The sequence below is a fragment of the Winogradskya consettensis genome (assembly GCF_018332715.1).
Lineage (GTDB): Bacteria > Actinomycetota > Actinomycetes > Mycobacteriales > Micromonosporaceae > Actinoplanes > Actinoplanes consettensis.
On sequence record NZ_BOQP01000043.1, the window covers coordinates 119839 to 139288 of the forward strand.

The window sequence follows — 19450 nt, forward strand, 5'->3', positions numbered from 1 at the left end:
CGGTCTCCCGGCCGGCGCCGGTGGTTTGATGGGGGCATGGGGGACCTCGATCTGCGGCGGCTGCGGTATTTCCTGGTGCTCGCCGAGGAGCTGAACTACGGCCGGGCCGCGGATGCCCTGCGGATCGCGCAACCGGCGCTGAGCCGCTCGATCGCCGCCCTCGAACGGGAGCTCGGCGTCACGCTGTTCGAACGGTCCCGGTCGGGGACGCGCCTGGCCGCCGCGGGTGAGCTGCTGCGTGATGATGCGCGGGAGCTGCTGCACGCGGCCGAGACGCTGCAACGGCGGGTCCGGCTCGCCGACCGGGAGGGCCGCAGCCTCCGGGTCGGTTTCATGCCCGGCCTGATCGTGACGCCGGTGGTGCGCCGGCTGGAGGAGCGGTGGCCGGGGTTGCGGGTGGACGTCCTGCGCACGTCGTGGACCGAGCAGATCGAGGCCCTGCGCGACGGCCGTTTCGACGCGAGCTTCGCCCGGCGCCCCTTCGACGACGAGGGCCTGACCGTCATCGACCTGTACGCCGAGCCACGCGTCGCCGTGCTGCCGATCGATCATCCCCGGGCCGGTGCGGGCGGGGTGCTGCTGGCCGACCTGGCCGGCGACCTGCTGCTGCAGCCGCCCGGGTTCATCCCGGAATGGCGCGGGGCGTCCGAGCCTCCCACGACCTCGCCGACCGTGGAGGAGAAGCTGGAGCTCATCGCCGCCGGGCGCGGGATCGTCATCCTGCCCGCGTCGACCACGCGCTACTACCACCGGCCAGACGTCACGTACGCGCGGGTGATCGATCTCGCGGACACCACGGTCTGCCTCGCGATCGAGACCCGGCGCGAGTCACCGGTGCTGCGCGATCTGGTGCGTATCGCCCGCACCGTGCCGCCCGGCAACTTTTCCGGGCAGGCCGCCGAGGGCGGGCAGGTCGCTGATGCCGATGCGGCATCAGTTGCTACCTGATCGGTCTTGGACGGCGACACGGCCGCGCACGCAGGCTGGGGATGTTCCCTCCGGAAGGAAGATCCCATGTCCCTCGCCCCGAACTCCCGCGTCGTCATCGTCGGTGGCACCAGCGGTATCGGCCTGGCAGTAGCCACGGCGGCCGCCGCCACCGGCGCCGACGTCGTCATCGGTTCCCGCTCGGCACAGTCCGTCGAGCGGGCACTCGCCCAGCTGCCCGGCAACACCAAGGGCCACACGGTCGACGTCACGTCCCCCGAGTCGCTGACGTCGTTCTTCGCCCGGGCCGGCGAGTTCGACCATCTCGTCTACACCGCCGGCGACGACCTGGTCCGCATGCCGATCAGCGACTACACCCCGGACCAGGCCCAGCGGTTCTTCGACATCCGGCTCTTCCGGGCCCTCGATTCGGTACGCGCGGCGCTGCCCACGCTCCGCACCACCGGCTCGATCACGTTGACGAGCGGCGCAGCTGCCTTCCGCGGCGGCGCGGGCATGCTGCTCGGCGCCACGGTGTCCGGCGCGATGATCTCGGCGGGGCGGTCGCTGGCCGCGGAGCTCTCACCCGTACGCGTCAATGTTGTCGCTCCTGGCGTGGTCCGCACCGCGCTCTGGGCAGGCATGCCGGAACAGGAGCAGGAAGCCCTCTTCGCCACGGCCGGGACGCACACGCTGCTCGGCCGGATCGCGGAGCTGGACGACGTAGCCAAGACCTACCTGCACCTCATGGACCAGAACTCCACCACCGGCACGGTCGTGCTCGTCGACAGCGGCAGCGTGCTGAAATAGCGGCTGGGCACGATGAAGACGGTGGTGCATGACCGACATCCAGACGCGGCGGGACATGGTGTGGCGGACCGCTAACGGGCCGATCGAGGCGCCGGTGGCCAAGCTCGGCGGTCAGCCGTTCTGGCTGGACGAACCGTTCTGGCCGACCTCGGCGGGCTTCGGCACCCCGATGATGTTCATCGGCCAGTTCCCGATGCCGGGCCCGCACTCGCGCCTGGCCTTTCTCTTCATGGCCGAGGACGGGTACGGCACCGGCTCGACCTACGAGCCGGAGGACGGGGACAACGCCCTGATCGTCCAGCCGGGCGGCCGCGTGCCGCCGTTCCTCACCGGCACGTCCGCGCGCACGGGTCCGACCCTGTGGCGGCGCGGGGAGTCATGGACAGACCGCGTTCCCGTCGAGCTGCGCATAGACACCGTCCCGCCGGGTGGAGGCGACAGCTACTTCGGCGGCGAACCGCACTTCTGGCAGCCGTCGACACGACCCCTCGGACGCTTCTTCTTCCAGCTCGACGGGGCTGACGGGGCGCCGGACGAGGCGTACGCCCTGAATTTCGGTGGTGGCACCGGCTTCGCGTTCCTGAGCGACGACGGGCTCGAGGGCCGGTTCTGCTGGGATTGCGTCTAGTATTTTGCCGAACGTTCGGTAAAGTATTCGCATGGGCCGTACCTCGAGCGTCGACGACCACGCGATCCACACCCGGCTGGCCGCGGTGTTCCGGACCAGCGGCTACGCGGGCGCGTCGCTGTCCGCACTGTCGGAAGCGGTGGGACTGCAACGGGCGAGCCTCTATCACCGCTTTCCCGACGGGAAACCGGGCATGGCGACAGCCGTCCTCACCAGCCTGGAGGCTGACCTCGCCGCAACCCTCGAGCCGCTCGTGTCGGAGCCCGACGTCGCCGCCGGTGTCGCGGAGATGGCCCGGCGGCTCGCGATCGGCTACCGCGACGGCCGCATGTCCTGCGTGCTGGACACGATGACCCTGATGGGCGCGCCCGACGACATCAAGGCCCACGCCGCCCGGCTCGCCCGGACCTGGCTCCAGGCCATGACCGCCGCGGCAGTCCGGGCGGGGGCCACCGAATCCGACGCGGCCGGCCGGGCGCGCGCGGCGCTCGTACGCATCGAGGGCGCCCTGGTTGTGGCCCGCGTCCTCGATGATCCGTCCGTTTTCGCGCAGACCCTCGCCGAGCTGCCCGACCTGCTGGGAGCCTGACATGTCCCTCGACCACGCCGGTGAACAGGCGATCCAGCAGCGGGCGCACGAGGGTGGCCCCGGCTGGGGATCACCGATGTTCGGCCCGGAGATCCCGAAAGGCTACTACCCGTTCCTGCGCGCCCAGCCCATGCTGATAGTCGGCGCGGCCGACGACGCAGGCGCGGTCTGGTCGACGATCGTCTCCGGGTGGCCCGGCTTCACCCGCCCGCTCGACGACCGGACCATCGCCATCGCCGGGCTGCCCGCCCCCGGTGACCCACTACGCCGGGCCTTCGAGGAGGAGCGCGACATCGGCGTGCTCGCCCTGCAACCGCAGAGCCGCCGCCGGATCAGGGCCAACGGGATCGCCAAACGCGACGGCGACGGCCTGCTGATGCGTACCCAACAGGTCCTCGGCAACTGCCCCAAATACCTGCAGACCCGCGTCGTCACCGGAATCGCCGACGAGGAAACGGCCGGGGAAGCCGTCACCGGCAACGAGCTCACCGGCACCCAGCAACGCTGGATCGAGGAGTCCGACACGTTCTTCATCGCCAGCCGCTCCCCGGAACACGGCGCCGACTCGTCCCACCGCGGCGGCATGCCGGGCTTCGTCACGGTCACAGGGCCGCGCACGCTGCGCTGGCCCGACTACACCGGCAACCAGTTCTACATGACCCTGGGCAACCTGCACCTCAACCCCGCCGCCGGCCTGCTGTTCCTCGACTGGGAGCACGGGCACACGCTGCAACTGACCGGCACGGCGAAGATCGACTGGGATCCGGCGAGCGCCGAGGCGTACCCGGGCGCCCTGCGGGTCGTCGAATTCACCATCGACCGGGTCGTCCAGATCGACCGGGCCAGCTCCCTGCGCTGGACCCTCCAGGCCTACTCCCCCGCCAACCCACCCGCCCGGACTCTGAGTCAGTAGGGGTTGCCGGTGCCGGGGAGGCGGCCGCGGAGGACGCCGCCGAGCCGGCCCGGCAGATCCTTGTCGTCCGAGAGCGGCGGGGCGTCGGTGTGGGCCCGGTAGGCCATGCCGGTGATGACCTCCTTGAGGGCGTGGACGGAGTTGGTCATCGGACGCCAGCCCAGCTCCTCGGCGATCCGGTCGCACGACATCAGCGGCGCCTTGAGCGCGAGTTTCACCCACCCCACGTCGACCGGCTGCAGTCTGAGCCGCCACGTCGCGTCGGCCGCTCCGCGCAGGACGGCTCCGGGGATCGGGACCTCGACGCCGTGGAAGGTCCTGGCCGCTACCGACGGGTCCAGGACCGGGCCGGCCGCCACGTTGAAGGCGCCGCGGACGTCGGAGGTGAGCACCCGGGCGTACGCGTCAGCGAGATCGTCCGCGTGGACCGCCTGCATGCGCAGGCCGGGGTGGGTGGGGATGACGGGGATGCGGCCGTAGCGCAGGAGGCGGGCGGGGAGCAGCGGGCCGGCGAAGTAGCGGGCGAGCTCAGCGCCGACGTCGCGCTGGAAGATCAGCCCCGGGCGCAGGCGGACGACGCGGAGGGTCGGGTGGTCGGATTCGACGCGGTCGAGGAGATTCTCGACGAGGACCTTGTGCCGGCTGTACGACGATCCGGGCACTCCGGTGCGGGGGAAGGCTTCCGTCACGTACGCGTTCTTGGGCCCCGGCGCGTAGACGCCCACCGACGAGGCGAAGACCAGCGTGGGGACCCCGGCGCGCAGGACCCCCTCGACGACCGCGCTGCTGCCGAGCACGTTGGCCTCGAAGAGACGGCGCTGGTCGTGGCTCGGCTGGATCTGCCACCCGAGGTGCACCACGGCGTCGGCGCCGCGGAAGATCTCGGTGAGCCGGGTCTGTGCGCCCGGTGCGGCTATGTCGCAGGAATGCCATTCAACCGTGTCGTACGGCTGGGACGTCCCCGGTGGCACCCGCCGCACCACACCGGCCAGGTCGATGCCGGGCTCGTTGCGCAGCCGGCGCAGCAGGGCTGTGCCGGCGTTACCGGTCGCTCCGATGATCACCACTCGCATGCTCACGCGTTACCCCCGGGTTCGGGATTGAACCCTTCGGGAGGGGGTACGAATCGGGCATGAACCTGGTCGTCAACGGGGTCGGGCAGGCGCTCGACATCGATCCGCGGACCACGCTGCTGGACGCGCTCCGCGAGCATCTGCATCTGACCGGCGCCAAGAAGGGCTGCGATCACGGCCAGTGCGGCGCCTGCACGGTGCTGCTGGACGGGCGCCGCGTGAACAGCTGCCTGGTGCTGGCGATCAGTCAGCAGGACGCGGAGGTCACCACCGTCGAGGGGCTCGCCGAGGGCGGGCAGCCGCACCCGGTGCAGCGGGCGTTCCTGGAGCACGACGGATACCAGTGCGGCTACTGCACACCGGGTCAGATCTGTTCCGCGGTCGGGATGCTCGACGAGCTGAAGCAGGGCTGGCCGAGCGCGGTCGCGGACGACGACCTGGAGGCCCAGATCCGGGAGCGGATGAGCGGGAACCTGTGCCGGTGCGGGGCGTACGCCAATATCGTTCCGGCAATCGTGGACGCGCGATGAAGACCTTCGAGTACACCGCCGTCACGGATGTCCGGTCCGCGGTCGGCGCGTTCCCCGAGGGCGCCGCGTTCCTGGCCGGGGGCACGAACCTCGTCGACCTGATGAAGCTCGGCGTCGCCACCCCGGACGTGCTGGTCGACATCAACAAGCTGCCGCTGCACGAGATCGAGGAGCTGCCCGGTGGCGGGCTGCGGATCGGGGCCGGGGTGCGCAACAGCGACCTGGCCGCCCATCCGCGGGTGCGCAGCGACTTCCCTGTGCTGAGCGAGGCTCTGCTCAACGGCGCTTCCGGGCAGCTGCGCAACATGGCCACCACCGGCGGGAATCTCCTGCAGCGCACCCGGTGCCGCTACTTCACCGACATGACGAAGCCGTGCAACAAGCACGAGCCCGGGTCGGGGTGCCCGGCGCGCGAGGGTGATCACCGCAATCTGGCGATCCTCGGCGCCTCTGAGCATTGTGTCGCCACGCATCCTTCGGACATGGCCGTCGCGCTCGCCGCCCTGGACGCCGTCGTGCTCATCACCGGGCCGGACGGGGATCGGGAGGTGCCGGTGACCGAGCTGCACAGGCTGCCCGGGGACGCCCCTCAGCTCGACTCGGTGCTGCGGCACGGGGAGCTCATCACCGCCGTCGAGGTGCCGGCGTTGGCGTTCGCGCGCGTTTCCGCGTACCGGAAGGCTCGGGATCGTGCTTCTTATGCCTTTGCCGTTGGTTCGGTGGCGGCGGCGCTGGATGTCGAGGACGGCGTGGTGCGCGACGTACGGCTGGCCTTCGGGGCGGTGGCCGCCAAACCCTGGCGGGCCTACCGAGCCGAGGAAGCATTGCGCAACGGTAGGGCAACCAGGGAATCCTTCCTGGCTGCGGCCGATGCTGAGCTGACGGAGGCGGAACCGTTGCGGGACAACGCGTACAAGGTGACGCTGATCCGCAATCTGGTGGCTTCGACGCTGGAACGGCTGGTGACGGCATGACGAGCACGGCGCACCGGGCTGTCGGGCAGCCGATCGGGCGGATCGAGGGGCCCGCGAAGGTCTCCGGCGAAGCGACCTACGCGGCGGAATATCCGGTCAAAGATGTCGTGTACGCGTGGGTCGTCCAGTCGCCCGTCGCCCGTGGCACCTTGAAGAGCGTGGGAACGGCCGACGGCACGCTGGCAGTCCTGTGGCACGGCAACGCGCCCGCGATCGAGAAGGTGGACGACCCCGAGCTCGCCGTGCTGCAGTCCGACCGGATCGGCTATCGCGGGCAGGCGATCGCGCTGGTGGTGGCCACGACGCTCGAAGCCGCGCGTCGCGCCGCCCAGGTGATCAGCCTGGAGATCGACGAGGAACCGCACGACGCGCTCCTCACCGCGGACCACCCGGGGCGCTACACCCCCGAGACGGTCAACCCGGCCTTTCCTCCGGTGAGCCGCAAGGGTGACTTCGACGCCGCGTACGCTGCCGCGCCGGTCACCGTGGACGTGCGCTACGAGACGCCGGCGTTGCACAACAACCCGATGGAGCCGCACGCGACGATCGCGCTGTGGGAGGGCGACGACCTCGTCCTGTACGACTCGAACCAGCACCCGCCTGGCGTCGCCGCCACGCTCGGGGAGGTCTTCGGGTTGCCGGCGGAACGCGTACACGTGATCGCGGAGCATGTCGGCGGTGGTTTCGGGTCCAAGGGCACGGCCCGGCCCAACGCCGTGCTGGCCGCGATGGCCGCGAAGGTGGTCGGCCGCCCGGTCAAGCTGGCCCTGCCGCGGCAGGCGATGTTCAGCATGGTCGGCTATCGCACCCCAACGTTGCAGCGCATCCGGCTCGGCGCCGAACGGGACGGCACGCTGACGGCGATCGGGCACGAGGCGGTGGAGCAGTCCTCCCGGATCTTCGAGTTCGCGGAGCAGACCACGGTGGTCACCCGGCACATGTATGCGGCGGCCAACCGTTACACCGGACATGAGCTCGTACGCCTCGACATGCCGACCCCGCGCTGGATGCGCGCGCCGGGAGAGGCCCCGGGCATGGTCGGCCTGGAATGCGCGATGGACGAGCTGGCCGAGCAGCTGGGCCTCGACCCGATCGAGCTGCGTATCCGCAACGAGCCCGCGGCTGAGCCGGAGAGCGGTGTGCCGTTCAGCAGCCGGCACTATGTCGCCTGCCTGCGCGAGGGGGCCGAGCGGTTCGGCTGGGCGGGGCGTGAGCACAAGCCGCGCCTGCGCCGCGAGGGCAACTGGCTGATCGGCACCGGGATGGCGGGAGCGACCTACCCGGCGATGGTCCAGCCGTCGGTCGCCCGCGTGCGGATCACCCCGGACGGCTCGGCCGAGGTGGCCATCGGCGCTTCCGACATAGGTACGGGCGCCCGCACGATCCTCACCCAGATCGCCGCCGACGAGCTGGACCTCCCCGTGGAACGCGTCCGGGTCCGCCTCGGTGACAGCACCCTGCCGAAGGCGTCGGTCGCCGGCGGTTCGTCGGGCAGCGCATCGTGGGGCTGGGCGGTCACCGGCGCGTGCCGGGAGCTGCGCAGGTCCGGCAAGGACGAGGCGGTCTTCGACAGCACCGACCTGGTGAAGAAGCAGGAGACGGACGGGAAGCACGCGTACGGCGCCCACTTCGCCGAGGTCCGGGTCGACGCCGACACGGGTGAGGTCCGGGTGACGCGGCTGTTCGGCATGTACGCCGCCGGCCGCATCCTGAACCCGCGCACCGCCCGCAGCCAGTTCATCGGCGCCATGACGATGGGCATGGGCATGGCGTTGCACGAGGAGGGCGTCCTCGACCCGGCGACCGGCGACTGGGTCAACCACGACCTGGCCGAATATCACATCCCGGTGCACGCCGACATCGAATCCGTCGAGGCGGCGTGGCTCGACGAGCGGGACGACGACCTCAACCCGATGGGGAGCAAGGGCATCGGTGAGATCGGGATCGTGGGTTCCCCGGCGGCCATTGTCAACGCGGTCTGGCACGCGACCGGGATCCGCGTTCGCGACCTGCCCGTACGCCTGGACAAACTACTCACTGCCGGGCTCTGAAAGCGTTTTCGGCGCCGCCCGGCCGAGCGGCGCCGAATTACTGCCGGAAAATCAGCGCTTGCTGTGGTACGCCTCGACGATCGAGCTCGGGATGCGGCCGCGCTCGGAGACCTCGTAACCGTTCTTGCCGGCCCACTCACGAATGGCCTGATTCTGGTCACGGGTGGCCCGGCCCGTGCTCACCGGGGCACCACGACGGGCCGCCCGGGCCTCGACGGTGCTGCGGCCGACACGGGTCGCCACCGACAGGTACGGGTCCAGGGCCTTGCGCAGTTTGCCGGAGTTCTTCTCCGACAGGTCGATCGTGTAGTTCACCCCGTCCAGTCCGAACTCGACTGTGCGGTCGGCCTCGCCGCCGTCGAGGTCGTCGGTGAGAAGGGTGATTACCTGCTTGGCCATGATGAGGTCGCTCCTATGGCGGTGCCATTGTCGTCGGATATTTCAGTGCTTTCATACTGTACGTGTACCGCGGTCGTTGCAAATTGTCGGGCGCGCATGTCGCGTTTCGATCCATGGTATTAGCCGCAGGCCGCGCTGCCCGGCAAAATGGGTTCGCGGCCGGGACAATGCCCGGAAACGTACCCGCAACACAACGGGTCCTTATCAATGTGTTCTTGAGCACTACCTCGACTGGCCATGCAGTGCTCCGGGTGCATGGGCGGGAACGGCGGGTGACCGTGGGGCCACGGGTGCGAGCCTTTCGTAATCGGCGCCGAGCGCCGGACGCGGATCGGCATCGCCCCTGTTGGGCCATAGGGACATCGCCCGTTCGGCGAGCGCGGTGATCGTCAGCGCCGGATTGACACCGAGATTCGCCGGGATCACCGAGCCGTCCGCGACATGCAGCCCCGGATACCCGAAAACGCGTTGATAGGCGTCGACCACGCCGGTTGCCGGGCTGTCCCCGACGGTCGCGCCGCCGAGAATGTGCGCGGTCATCGGAATGTCGAACACGTCCCCGATGGAGCCGCCCGGATGCCCGCCGATCCGGTTCGCCATCCGGCGTACGGCGTCGTGGCCGACCGGGATCCAGGTCGGATTGGCGGGGCCGTGTCCGGGGCCGGTGGTGAGGCGTCCACTGCGCTTTCTGCGTACGGTAAGAGAATTGTCCCGGGTCTGCATGACCAGCGCGATGATCGTGCGATCGCTCCAGCGCCGGTTCGACAGCGACCGGGCCAGCAGCCCGGGATGGCGCAGCGCCTGAGCGAGAAAGCGCAGCGGTCGCGGCAACCGGCCGCCGCCGTCGACCAGGAGCGTGGTCAGCAGGCCCATCGCGTTACTGCCCGGCCCGTAACGCACCGGCTCGATGTGGGTGTCGGCGTCAGGATGGAACGACGACGTGATCGCGACGCCGCGGGAGAACGGTTCCCCGGGAACCCCTTTGGTCTGCGCGCCGAGCAGAGCCTCCGAATTGGTCCGGGTCAGCGCCCCGAGCCGATCGGAAAGCGCCGGCAGAGTCCCTTTCATGGCGTGCAGCAATCGTTGCGTGCCGAGCGCCCCGGCCGACAGCACCACCTGCTCGGCGGTGAAAACCCGGCGTGGTGTCTCCACCCGCCAGCCGCCGTGCACCGGCCGCAGCCCGGTCACCTCGGTGTCGGGATGCACGACCGCGCCGTTCTTCTCCGCGAGGTACAGATAGTTGAGGTCGAGGCGGTTCTTGGCGCCGACCCGGCACCCGATCATGCAGTTGCCGCACTCGGTGCACCCCGTCCGTTCCGGCCCGGCACCCCCGAAATACGGATCGGGCACGGTCCTGCCGGGCTCACCGAAGAAAACTCCCACCGGGGTACGCCGGAACGTGCCGCCCACGCCCATCTCGTCCGCGACCGCCTTGATGACCCGGTCCGACGGCGTCATGGTCGGCTGGACGGTGACCCCGAGCATCCGCGAGGCCTGGTCGTAGTGCGGCGCCAATTCGGCGCCCCAGTCGGTGATCCCGGCCCAGCGCTCGTCGGCGAAGAATGCGGCGGGCGGCCGGTACAGCGTGTTCGCGTAGACCAGCGACCCGCCGCCGACCCCCGCGGCCGAGAGCACAACGACATCCTTGAGTAGGGTGATCCGCTGAATGCCGCGCAGCCCCAACGCGGGTGCCCACAGGAATCCGCGCAGATCCCACGAGGTCTTCGGCAGGCTCGCCGCATCCCAGCGCCGGCCCGCCTCGAGCACGCCGACCCGGTAACCCTTCTCGGTCAGCCGCAGCGCGGTCACACTCCCACCGAACCCGCTGCCCACGACCACCACGTCGTAGTCCATCCCTGCAACCTAAACGACCGCTCAGGCAACGGCCAGATCGGCGAGGTCGAAACAGTGACTGCGCCAGTGCATGGTTGGGCCCTTACGCATCAGATCCAGGTTCAGCTTCCGGGCCGCGGCGAGCACACCCCGGCTGCCGAGCAGGCGCGCAGCCGACCGGGCACCGAAGGCGGTGAGCGTGGCGACCTGCGGCCGCGTCGCGTAGTCCGCCTCGCCGGCGTCGACTCCCGGCAGGCGTGCCATCAACTGTTCCAGGCTGCCCCACTTCTCCAGCAGGGTCCCCAGATCCACGTTGAGGCAGAGCTCCGGCCGCTCCGGCTCGCCCTTCGGCGCGTAGAGGAAAAGCGTCTCGAGCGAGTTGACGGAAAGGGTGAAGAGCCGCGGGTACGACGCCGCGTTCGTCGACGGCATCGCACTGAGCGACCAGTACGCCAACTCCGTCCGCACCGGGAAAGGCACCGCGCCGTTGACGTAGCGCCGCAGCGTCTCCTGATAAGCCGCGAACCGTGGATCGGCGCTCAGCCGCCGGAATCTCTCCGCGAACCGCTCCCGCTGCTCGGACTGCTCCACCCGCCGGTCAGCGGTCCGCACCCCGCCCCGCGGCGCCGCGAGAAACAGCCGCTGCTCAGCCGGGCTCACCAGCAGCTCGAAATCACCGGCATCCAGCCGCCCACCCGCATGCACGACGTTCCGCAACACCACCCCGAGCGACTCCAGGCGCCTGACGGCCTCCCGCTGCACACCGTCGAGCTCGTCAGCCGCCACCCGCCGGAAAGCCAGCGACGCCAGCTCATCCCCGAACCGCAGCCGCAGCGCCCGGAACCGCGCGGCGACATCCAGCGCCTGTCCTACGTACCGGTCCCCGTTGCGGAACCCGGCCACATAGATCCCGCATCGCCCCTTCGACCTCGGCACCAGATGCGCGATCGAATGCAACCCGGAAACATCCCACAGCTCAAAGCCGTGCGGCCTGGCCCCGGCCACCCGATCCGGCAAGCTCACAAGCGTCTGCGACGACATACCGCATGTATCGGCATCCCCCGCCCCCGCTCAAGAAATCCACCGCATCGTCACCCGGCCGCTCCAGCACAACTCCACTCAGCGGCCGGTGTGTATGAAGGACCAAGGGAACGGGTTAGTGGGGTCACGCTCAACAAGGCTGCGTACTGCTTCGTGCAGGCAGTGGGCAGCGGCATCCGGATCCGGGCCGGCTCCCTGGTCAGATCGACTGAGATGCTCGTACCAGCCGCGGGTGACCATCACGGCGGTCGCGTCAGGCACTGGCCAGATACTGGCGATGACGTGTTCATATCCGAGGGCGTGGAAGGCAGCCGCCAGGTTGATCGATTCGTCCGGGACGTGTTCCGAGGCTGCGGCCGTTCCACAAGCCGACAGGAACGCAAGCCGACGGCTGCGGGCGGACAGCTGGCCGAGTTGGGCGACGGTGAGCACTCCGTCGTGAAGCACCAGGTGGCTGGCGGATGGATCCGCCGGCACATCGACAGCGTGACAGGCCAAGTGGACGGCCTCGCTGACGGCCAGCTTGCCGGCAACATCCGCGACCGTCGCGTTAGATCCGTTGAGCGGCAGAGCCTGCGGCAGGTGTTCGGCAGCGAACTCGGCTTCGACGAGCGCTTGCGGCAGCATGTGCGCCTGGTCAATGTGATGGCCTTGAGGCACGGCAACCACGAGACTGGGTGCCGCTAGAGGCCGACCTCTCGCCAACCGCGACCGGGCCAGTGCATCGAGGGTAGGAGCGTAGGACGAAATCACCCGGTCGAAGACAGTGTCGCCACTCCCGTGGCGACCGGCGGCATGCAGCGGAAAGCCCGCCAGCGGTCCGGTCGGAATCCAGGTGATGCGTTCGCAACCAGGCACCCGGCCGTCGACAACGTCGAGAATCTTGCCGATCCCTGCATCCCACAGCCATTTGGCGATCTCGGTGAACTGGCGGCGGAGCTCCCGCCAGGCATCCCGCAGATGTGGTGAAGCGGTTGCCGCCAGGACCAGGTACTGCGACATTGCCTTGCGAAATGTAGTAGTCCGATCGTGTATGTCGGTAGCATCTAGTTTCGGGCAGTACACCGCTCGTACACCGTGCATGGTGACCACCAACGCGTCGCAGCGGTATCCGCTGACGTTGATGAAGACGACCGCTTCATGATTCAAGGACGTCGCCAGATCATCCGGTCGCGGGGGAGTAAGTAAAGATGCCAGTTCCGGGACGCCGCTGTCGCGGATCTCGCGAACCAAAGCTTCCCGTTGTCGAACGCGGGCTCGCCTAAGAGCCGATTCGCCGGGAGTCGGTAATGCCAGCCGACCTCGATCGGCGACGTCCGGTGAGCCGAACAGCTCATCGAACCGAGTCGCCATGTCGGGACGGTGCCGCTCCAGCAATCCGCGCTCGATCTGTCCGGCCAGTGCCTCCCGGAGCAGTACGCCGCGACCCTGTTCCAGGTAGTCGAGAGCACGTCGGGCGTCGCCCGGCGTGCCGCGCTGCAGGGCGCAAGCTGCGGCGTCTCGTGCCAGGTCGGAGAGCTCGGCCAAACGCTGCTCGCGGTCACGGCGGTCGAGATCGCTACCGGTCAGCCTTGGGAGAACTGCGAATCCAGCGTCAAATCCGTCGAGGGCCAAGTTCAGATCACCGTAGCGAGCGGCAAGCTTCGCCCAGGTGTAAGCAGCCCACAGCCGGTGCTGCGGCGCCCCCGAAGAAATGGCTTCTGCGGCGCGCAATCGATCAATCGCGTCGACGATGACTGGCGACTCAGGAGAATCCGCAGTGGTGAACAACGCCGACGCCAGGTTGGACAGGTAGACCACTCGGCTGGGATGGTCGGAAGGAAGCAGTTCGACCGCTTCCCGCAGGGCGGTCAGGGCTTCCTGCAGCGTCGGCGGCATGCCGTCGAAACCGTAGCGGTCCAGGAGCCCGCTGCCGAGATTGTTCAGGTAGCGGGCTGTGGTCAGCGGCTCGTCAACGACCAGAAGCAGAGCCTCCCGCCACTGTGCTATTGCCTCGTTCAGTAGACCGAGCCGAACGCCGGTGTTGAGGGCCGGCTCCTCGGAGCGCAGGCGAAGGACTTCGCCCAGGGCCGACCGGGCCGCATTTGAAATGTATGCATCATGACCGGAGACAATGGCTTCCCGGGACAACTGTTCGGCCTTGACAAGATCGGCATTCTGCCTGAGCAGCTCGTACCGGGCCACGTAGGCGACAGCACCGTTCAGCAACCGTCCCGGGCGGGAGGGATCGCCTGCTGCGGAGATCCCCAAGACGGATTCGAACATTCGTATTGCACGGTCCAGCGATTCCTGATCAGCTAGGCGGTGGTGGTGGGCGAGGTCGGCCGCACCGAGGTTCGCCATCGCATGCTGGACGACGGTCGTTCTTCGGCTGCCTGCGATCGCTACCGCATGTGCCAGCAAGTCGACCGCCTGATCAAGCAAAAAGGTATCGCCGGTGCGTTCGTATGCCTCGATCAGAGCCGCGCCATGGGTATTGAAATCCATCACTGCGGCGTCACCGGTGCCAGCCGTGCTTTTATCCGGCTCGCTGGCGCGGAACATCGCAAGTGCACGCTGCAGCGTTTCCGATTCCCCCGTGTGCTGGTAGCGCACTGCAAGCAGAGTACCCAGGGCTCGTCCAGCCCGACTGCGCCCGCCGGAAACAGTATCGTCCGCGGCCTCCAGCAGCGCGATCGCCTCATCAAGGGTGGCGAGAGTGCTGGTTCTCCGGTAGTCGGTCAGGAGTGCCAGAGCCAGATCAACGGTCGCCTGGAGACGCTCGTGGTCGCCGCTGCGCCGCTCGCATTCCCTGTACAGCTGGACTGCCTCGGCCAGGGCCGCCACATCACCCGTCTGATCGTGACGCTGCATCAACAGCAGCGCTAGCTGGCCCTGCCGAGCTGCCATGTCGACGTGCGACACCGGCTCGATTGCCACGGCCCTGCGCATCAAACTCTCGGCTTCGTCCAGCGCGGCATGGCCCACGTCGTGCTGAGCCAGCATTCCGAGCGATACCGCCAGATTGTTCAACAGCCGAGCGATGACATAGGAAGGATCGGTATTGCGCAGCAACGCAATCACAGCTCGGGACAGGCCAACCGATTCGCGCAGAGAATTCTCATCGCCTGTCTGCTGGTAGATCTCCATCAGGCAGTTAGCAAGGGTGTCGAGTCCGGCTCGCCGGTCGTCACCGGGCACCTCGGCCGCGCGCCGAGCCACTGTCACCGCCTCGAGTAACGACTCCAGGGCGCCGGTGCGTCGTCCGACGTTGAGCAGCAGAGAAGCCAGGTTGACCAGAGCCGGCCCACTCGGCGTGGTCGCGCCGGCAACGGCTGCACGCAATGCCGTCGCGGCTTCGTCCTGCAGAGCGCCCCTGCCTGAAAGGACGTAAGCCTCAATCAGAACCGCGCCAAGATTCGACAGGTAGGGCCGCGCCACCTCGGGATCCGGCTCCGCAGTGGTGACGTGGCGCAGCAGATCCACTGCCTGCCACAGTGGCGCTTCGTCGCGGGTCGCACGGTATTGCTCGTACAGGTCGGCAGCGGCATCGCTCAATCGCTCGAGCGGATCGCCGGTCACGGTGCAACGACCTCAGCCGGGTCGGCCGATTGGCTCACCGCAGCCGGGGACGGCCGCGGTTCACGTGCGCGATAACTGACCAGAAGGCTGCTCATCTGCCGGGCACTGAGGACGACCATACCGACACCGTCGAGGACCTCGACAGTGTCGGTGCCCGGCGCCCGGTAACCGATCGGCGCCCGAAGGGTGAGTTCCCGGTCCGGGCCGTCGCCACCCGCTTGCGAGAAGGAGTGCAGCCAGCCGGAGTAGAAGGAGCCATCAGTCAGCACCGCGCCAAGGTGACACCGGGCTACCTCCGGTGGGTACTCGGTGAATGCCAACCACCACGCGGACATTGCCGACGGGTGCGGCCGTGTTTTGACCATTCGGCCGAGGTGGGATGTCCGGGCCAACCGGCGGCGCAACCGCGGGGCCGCCATCACAGCGGCGACCAGGAGGGCGAACACGAGCAACCCCAGACCCCAAGCGATGAGCAAGCGGTAGTGCTCGGACGCGTATTGTGCAGGGGTTTTGATCATGTCCCCGATGACTGGTGTGTCACCCGGAAGCAGGACCCTCGCCAGAAGGAAGACCAGCAGGGCGATCGCATCGGCCGTCAAACTGACGGAGACGATGCCGACTACCTCGCGCAGCGGTGTGAGCTGGCGTTCCGGACGGACCCTGGCCTGGATGGACGAGTAGAGAAAGCCAGGCCATAGCAGCACTACGAACAACAGCAAACCGAGAAAAGTGACCGGCACACTCAAGGGCGCGACCTCCACGGCGAGATATTGTCAACGACAGTAGGCATTTGCGTCATATCAGCAACACGGAGCGCAGAAGGCGGTCGCGATGACCAAGGGCGACGAGACCGATGACCGGGTGCCGTCCGACGAGGACCCGCCAGACATTTTTCGCGGTCAAGTGCTACTCGATCAGGACGAGAAGCCGCCACTGACCACAGGCGAGGCGCCGCCCCCAGCACCGCCCAAAAAGTCCTCCTGAGGTCGTATCAGAGAACACGGGACCCGGACTGCGACATCTCCAGGCCGGGTCAGGCCGCCACGGGGATGGGGTTGCGGAGCCAGGAGAGGGCTTCAGTGGCTTCCATGGGTTCGGAGTAGAAGTAGCCCTGACCGAGGGGGCAGCCCAGACGGGTGAGGATGCGTTTGTGCCGGGCGTCCTCGATGCCCTCGGCGACGACGGTCAGGCCGAGGGACTGGGCGAGGCTGACGATGCCGCTGACGAGGGCGAGCTGCTGGGTGTCGCCGAGCATGTCGTCGATGAACATCTTGTCGATCTTCAGGACGTCGATGGGGCGCTGGCGCAGGTAGCCGAGGGAGCTGTAGCCCGTACCGAAATCGTCGATGGCGATCTTGACGCCCAGCTCGCGGAGGGTGGCCAGGTCGGTCCAGATCTTCTCGTCGTCACCCATGAGCAGGGTCTCGGTGATCTCGAGCATCAGGGCGTGCGGGGGGACGCCCGCGAATTCGAGCGACGTGCGCACCTGGTCGACGAAGCCCTGCTGGCGGAACTGCCGGACGGAGACGTTCACGCTGACGTACGGGCGGCGCACGCGGGGCAGGATCCGCCACCACTGGGCGACCGTGTGCAGGGCCTGGTCGAGGACCCAGCGGCCCATCGGGACGATCAGGCCGCTCTCCTCGGCGACCTCGATGAACTGGTCGGGGGCGATGATGCCGCGGGTCGGGTGGTGCCAGCGGACGAGGGCCTCGAAGCCGACCACGTCGTCGCCGGCCAGTTTGACGATAGGCTGGTAGTGCAGGATGAAATGGCCCTCGTTGACCGCGTGGTCCAGGGCGGAACGCAGCTCGAGGCGTTCGACCATCGCGCTGTGCAGGTGGTTCTGGTATCGGCGCCAGCGGTTCTTTCCGGCCCCCTTGGCGACGTAGAGCGCGAGGTCGGCCTGGCGCAGCAGTTCGTCGGCGTTGTCCGCCTCGGGGGTGGTGGTGATGCCGACGCTCGCGTTGGCCTGCAGGGTCGCGCCGTCGACGATGATCGGTTCGGCCAGGGCGGCGAGGATGCGGGTCGCGGTCTCCTCGACAGCGCCCGGGTCCTGGACGTTCTCGACGAGCGCGGCGAACTCGTCACCGCCGAGCCGGGCCGCGGTGTCGTCGGCGCGCAGGGCCGCGGAGATGCGTTCGGCGACCGCGATGAGCAGCTGGTCGCCGACGGCGTGGCCGAGGGTGTCGTTGACGATCTTGAAATCGTCGAGGTCGATGAAGAGGACACCGACGACCGAGCCGTCCCGGGCGCCGCGGGCCAGGGCGTGCTGGAGGCGGTCGGCGAAGAGGGTGCGGTTGGCCAGACCGGTGAGCGAGTCGTGGAACGCCTGGTGGATCAGTTCGCGTTCCAGGCGGCGGCGCTCGGTGACGTCGCGCAGGGTCACGACCATGCCGGCGACGGTCGGGTCGGTACGCAGGTCACGGCAGTGCATTTCGAGCAGGACCTCGGTACGCCGCCGGCCCAGCGCCCGGAAGTCGAGCCCCTCGGCCGGGGAGTCGCCGACGCGTACGGTCGCGAGCACCTCGTCGAGCCGCTGCCGGTCGCCGGGGTGGATGAGCTCGGGCAGGAGCAGGCCCGCCGGGTCGGTGCCGAGCACGTGGACGGCGGACGGGCTCGCGTACCGGACCTTGTTCTCGTCGTCGACGATGAGGATGACGTCGGACGTGTTCATCACGAGGGTCCGGAAGTACGCCTCGCTGTTGCGCCGGATGACCTCCTGGCTGAGCACGATCCGTTCCAGCGCGAGGGCGACCTGGGTGGCGAGCACCTCGAGCGCCTGCTGCAGGTCGAGCAGCGCCCAGGTGGGGGCGCCGACGTGCAGGACACCGACGAGCGGGTCACCACCGGGGCGGTCGGCGAGCACCAGGGGGCAGCGCAGCACCATGGCGAACTGGTTGAGCCGCGTCGCCACCGCCCAGTCGACGTCACGGACAGCCACGAGCCGGGCCGCGGTGCCGGCCATCCGGTCGGCGGCGTTCTGCACGGCGGCTTCCTGCGAGACCTGGGCGTCGGGGCCCGTGAACGCCATCGCGAGGACCACCCGGTGCGGGGTCTCCGCGGGCAGCAGTGCGGCGACGGATCGGCGTACGGCGTCGGCCACCTCGTCCGAGTCGGCGGCCGAGACCAGCGCCGCGGAGGCCTCACGCAGGCCCCGCTCGCGGGTGACGGCGAGCCGGTTGCTCGCCATCACGCCGGCCATCCGGGCCAGCACGAGCAGGAACGTCAGCGCGCTCAGCGCCGCGATGACGTAGATGTCGGGTACTTCGCCGTTGAGGCCCACCTGGAAGACCAGCACGGCCGGGGCGACCAGGGAGGCGAGGGTGAGCAGGGCGAGCCGCACCCGGCCGAGCTCACTCGGGCCGACCAGCGTCGGGCGGGTCATCGCCGTCATCGTGGGGTCGAGCGCGGCGAGGCCCAGTGCGGCGTAGAACGGGATGCGCCCGAAGCTGGCGAGGAACGTGGGTGTGCTGTGCGAGGCGACCACGCTGTTGACCATGTCCGCGGCGAGCATGGCGAGGATGCCGGCGGCGAGCCAGGCCGCGGCGAACGGTGGCCGGCCGGACGCGATGAGCAGCCGGGCGAGCACGGCCAGGCAGACCAGGTCGCAGATCGGGAACACGATCGCCAGCCAGATGTCGCCGGTCGACATGCCGGGGTCGCGGATGTGCGGGCCGATCACGAACGTCCAGGCGAGCAGGGCCACGCCGGAGGTCAGGGTGAGCGCGTCGAGCAGCCCGCCGCGGTCCCGGCGCCCGCTGGTGCGGTGCCGCGCGAAGAGGGCCAGCGCGGCGGCCAGCATCGGGTAGACCGCGATCAGCAGCACCGTGGCGATCACGGTCAGTGCGGGAACCGAGTCGCTCTCCGCGTTGTAGCTGATCGCGCCGACCGAGGAGACCACGACGGTCGCGGCGAGCAGCTGCCACGGGCCACGGCGGTCCGGGGTGTAGCGGCGCAGGGCGAGGATGATGACGGCGAGCGCGGACCCGCCGGCGAGCACGCGGACGGGCATCTGCAGGGCGTCCACCGACGCGAAGAGGATGCCGAGAACGACCATCCAGCCCCCGAAAAGGGCAGCAACCAGCCGTGTCGGCATGGTGCCCCCTTTCCGGGCTCGT

Annotated in this window: 16 protein-coding genes; 9 read left to right on the plus strand and 7 right to left on the minus strand. The window is 69.0% G+C overall.

The features are described 5' to 3' along the window. Positions 1-36 precede the first annotated feature (36 nt). The 5 genes from Aco04nite_RS35490 to Aco04nite_RS35510 all read left to right on the plus strand — a co-directional run bounded on the left by Aco04nite_RS35490 (position 37) and on the right by Aco04nite_RS35510 (position 3867). Positions 37-948 carry a LysR family transcriptional regulator gene (locus tag Aco04nite_RS35490; RefSeq protein ID WP_213001609.1) on the plus strand — a complete coding sequence of 304 codons (912 nt, stop codon included), beginning with the start codon at positions 37-39 and terminating at the stop codon, positions 946-948. A gap of 66 nt (positions 949-1014) precedes the next feature. Then, positions 1015-1737, plus strand: a complete 723-nt coding sequence (locus tag Aco04nite_RS35495) for an SDR family oxidoreductase (RefSeq protein WP_213001610.1) — start codon at positions 1015-1017, stop codon at positions 1735-1737. Between the two features lie 28 nt (positions 1738-1765). Further along, complete coding sequence (locus Aco04nite_RS35500) at positions 1766-2365, plus strand: hypothetical protein (protein ID WP_244876529.1); 600 nt, start codon at positions 1766-1768, stop codon at positions 2363-2365. Positions 2366-2396: 31 nt separating this feature from the next. Beyond that, positions 2397-2954 carry a TetR/AcrR family transcriptional regulator gene (locus tag Aco04nite_RS35505; RefSeq protein WP_213001611.1) on the plus strand — a complete coding sequence of 186 codons (558 nt, stop codon included), beginning with the start codon at positions 2397-2399 and terminating at the stop codon, positions 2952-2954. 1 nt (position 2955) lies between these two features. Further along, a complete protein-coding gene (locus Aco04nite_RS35510; RefSeq protein WP_213001612.1) occupies positions 2956-3867 on the plus strand; it encodes a pyridoxamine 5'-phosphate oxidase family protein in 912 nt (303 codons plus the stop codon). On the opposite strand, the gene Aco04nite_RS35515 is transcribed toward Aco04nite_RS35510, so the two are convergent. After that, positions 3861-4940, minus strand: coding sequence for an NAD-dependent epimerase/dehydratase family protein (locus Aco04nite_RS35515; RefSeq protein ID WP_213001727.1), 1080 nt, complete (start codon positions 4938-4940; stop codon positions 3861-3863). The two genes, Aco04nite_RS35510 and Aco04nite_RS35515, sit on opposite strands and share 7 nt — an antisense overlap. Before the next feature lie 59 nt (positions 4941-4999). On the opposite strand from Aco04nite_RS35515, the gene Aco04nite_RS35520 reads away from it, so the two are divergent. From Aco04nite_RS35520 to Aco04nite_RS35530, 3 genes are read left to right on the plus strand one after another with little or no spacing between them, the layout of a single operon-like run. Further along, positions 5000-5470, plus strand: a complete 471-nt coding sequence (locus Aco04nite_RS35520; protein ID WP_213001613.1) for a 2Fe-2S iron-sulfur cluster-binding protein — start codon at positions 5000-5002, stop codon at positions 5468-5470. Continuing rightward, positions 5467-6444 (plus strand): FAD binding domain-containing protein, encoded by a 978-nt coding sequence (locus Aco04nite_RS35525; protein WP_213001614.1) that lies wholly within the window; start codon positions 5467-5469, stop codon positions 6442-6444. The genes Aco04nite_RS35520 and Aco04nite_RS35525 overlap by 4 nt, the downstream gene beginning before the upstream one ends. After that, complete coding sequence (locus Aco04nite_RS35530; protein ID WP_213001615.1) at positions 6441-8495, plus strand: xanthine dehydrogenase family protein molybdopterin-binding subunit; 2055 nt, start codon at positions 6441-6443, stop codon at positions 8493-8495. Before Aco04nite_RS35525 ends, Aco04nite_RS35530 begins: the two co-directional genes overlap by 4 nt. 51 nt (positions 8496-8546) lie before the next feature. On the opposite strand, the gene Aco04nite_RS35535 is transcribed toward Aco04nite_RS35530, so the two are convergent. From Aco04nite_RS35535 to Aco04nite_RS35555, 5 genes are all read right to left on the minus strand, one after another. Continuing rightward, complete coding sequence (locus Aco04nite_RS35535; protein ID WP_203838887.1) at positions 8547-8894, minus strand: histone-like nucleoid-structuring protein Lsr2; 348 nt, start codon at positions 8892-8894, stop codon at positions 8547-8549. A gap of 222 nt (positions 8895-9116) precedes the next feature. Then, on the minus strand, positions 9117-10748 hold the full coding sequence (locus Aco04nite_RS35540; RefSeq protein ID WP_213001616.1) for a GMC oxidoreductase: 1632 nt from the start codon (positions 10746-10748) through the stop codon (positions 9117-9119). 21 nt (positions 10749-10769) lie between these two features. Further along, positions 10770-11744: a hypothetical protein gene (locus tag Aco04nite_RS35545; RefSeq protein ID WP_213001617.1), complete on the minus strand. Its 975-nt coding sequence runs from the start codon at positions 11742-11744 to the stop codon at positions 10770-10772. Positions 11745-11846: 102 nt separating this feature from the next. Further along, positions 11847-15329, minus strand: coding sequence for a CHAT domain-containing tetratricopeptide repeat protein (locus Aco04nite_RS35550; RefSeq protein ID WP_213001618.1), 3483 nt, complete (start codon positions 15327-15329; stop codon positions 11847-11849). Then, positions 15326-16090, minus strand: coding sequence for a DUF6338 family protein (locus Aco04nite_RS35555; protein WP_213001619.1), 765 nt, complete (start codon positions 16088-16090; stop codon positions 15326-15328). The genes Aco04nite_RS35550 and Aco04nite_RS35555 overlap by 4 nt, the downstream gene beginning before the upstream one ends. 70 nt (positions 16091-16160) lie before the next feature. Between Aco04nite_RS35555 and Aco04nite_RS35560 the strand changes: the two genes are divergently transcribed. Then, entirely contained in the window at positions 16161-16313 is a 153-nt protein-coding gene (locus Aco04nite_RS35560) for a hypothetical protein (protein ID WP_213001620.1), read from the plus strand. Between the two features lie 49 nt (positions 16314-16362). Here the strand turns inward: Aco04nite_RS35560 and Aco04nite_RS35565 are convergent, their stop codons facing one another. After that, positions 16363-19428 carry a putative bifunctional diguanylate cyclase/phosphodiesterase gene (locus Aco04nite_RS35565; RefSeq protein WP_213001621.1) on the minus strand — a complete coding sequence of 1022 codons (3066 nt, stop codon included), beginning with the start codon at positions 19426-19428 and terminating at the stop codon, positions 16363-16365. Between the last annotated feature and the right edge of the window lie 22 nt (positions 19429-19450).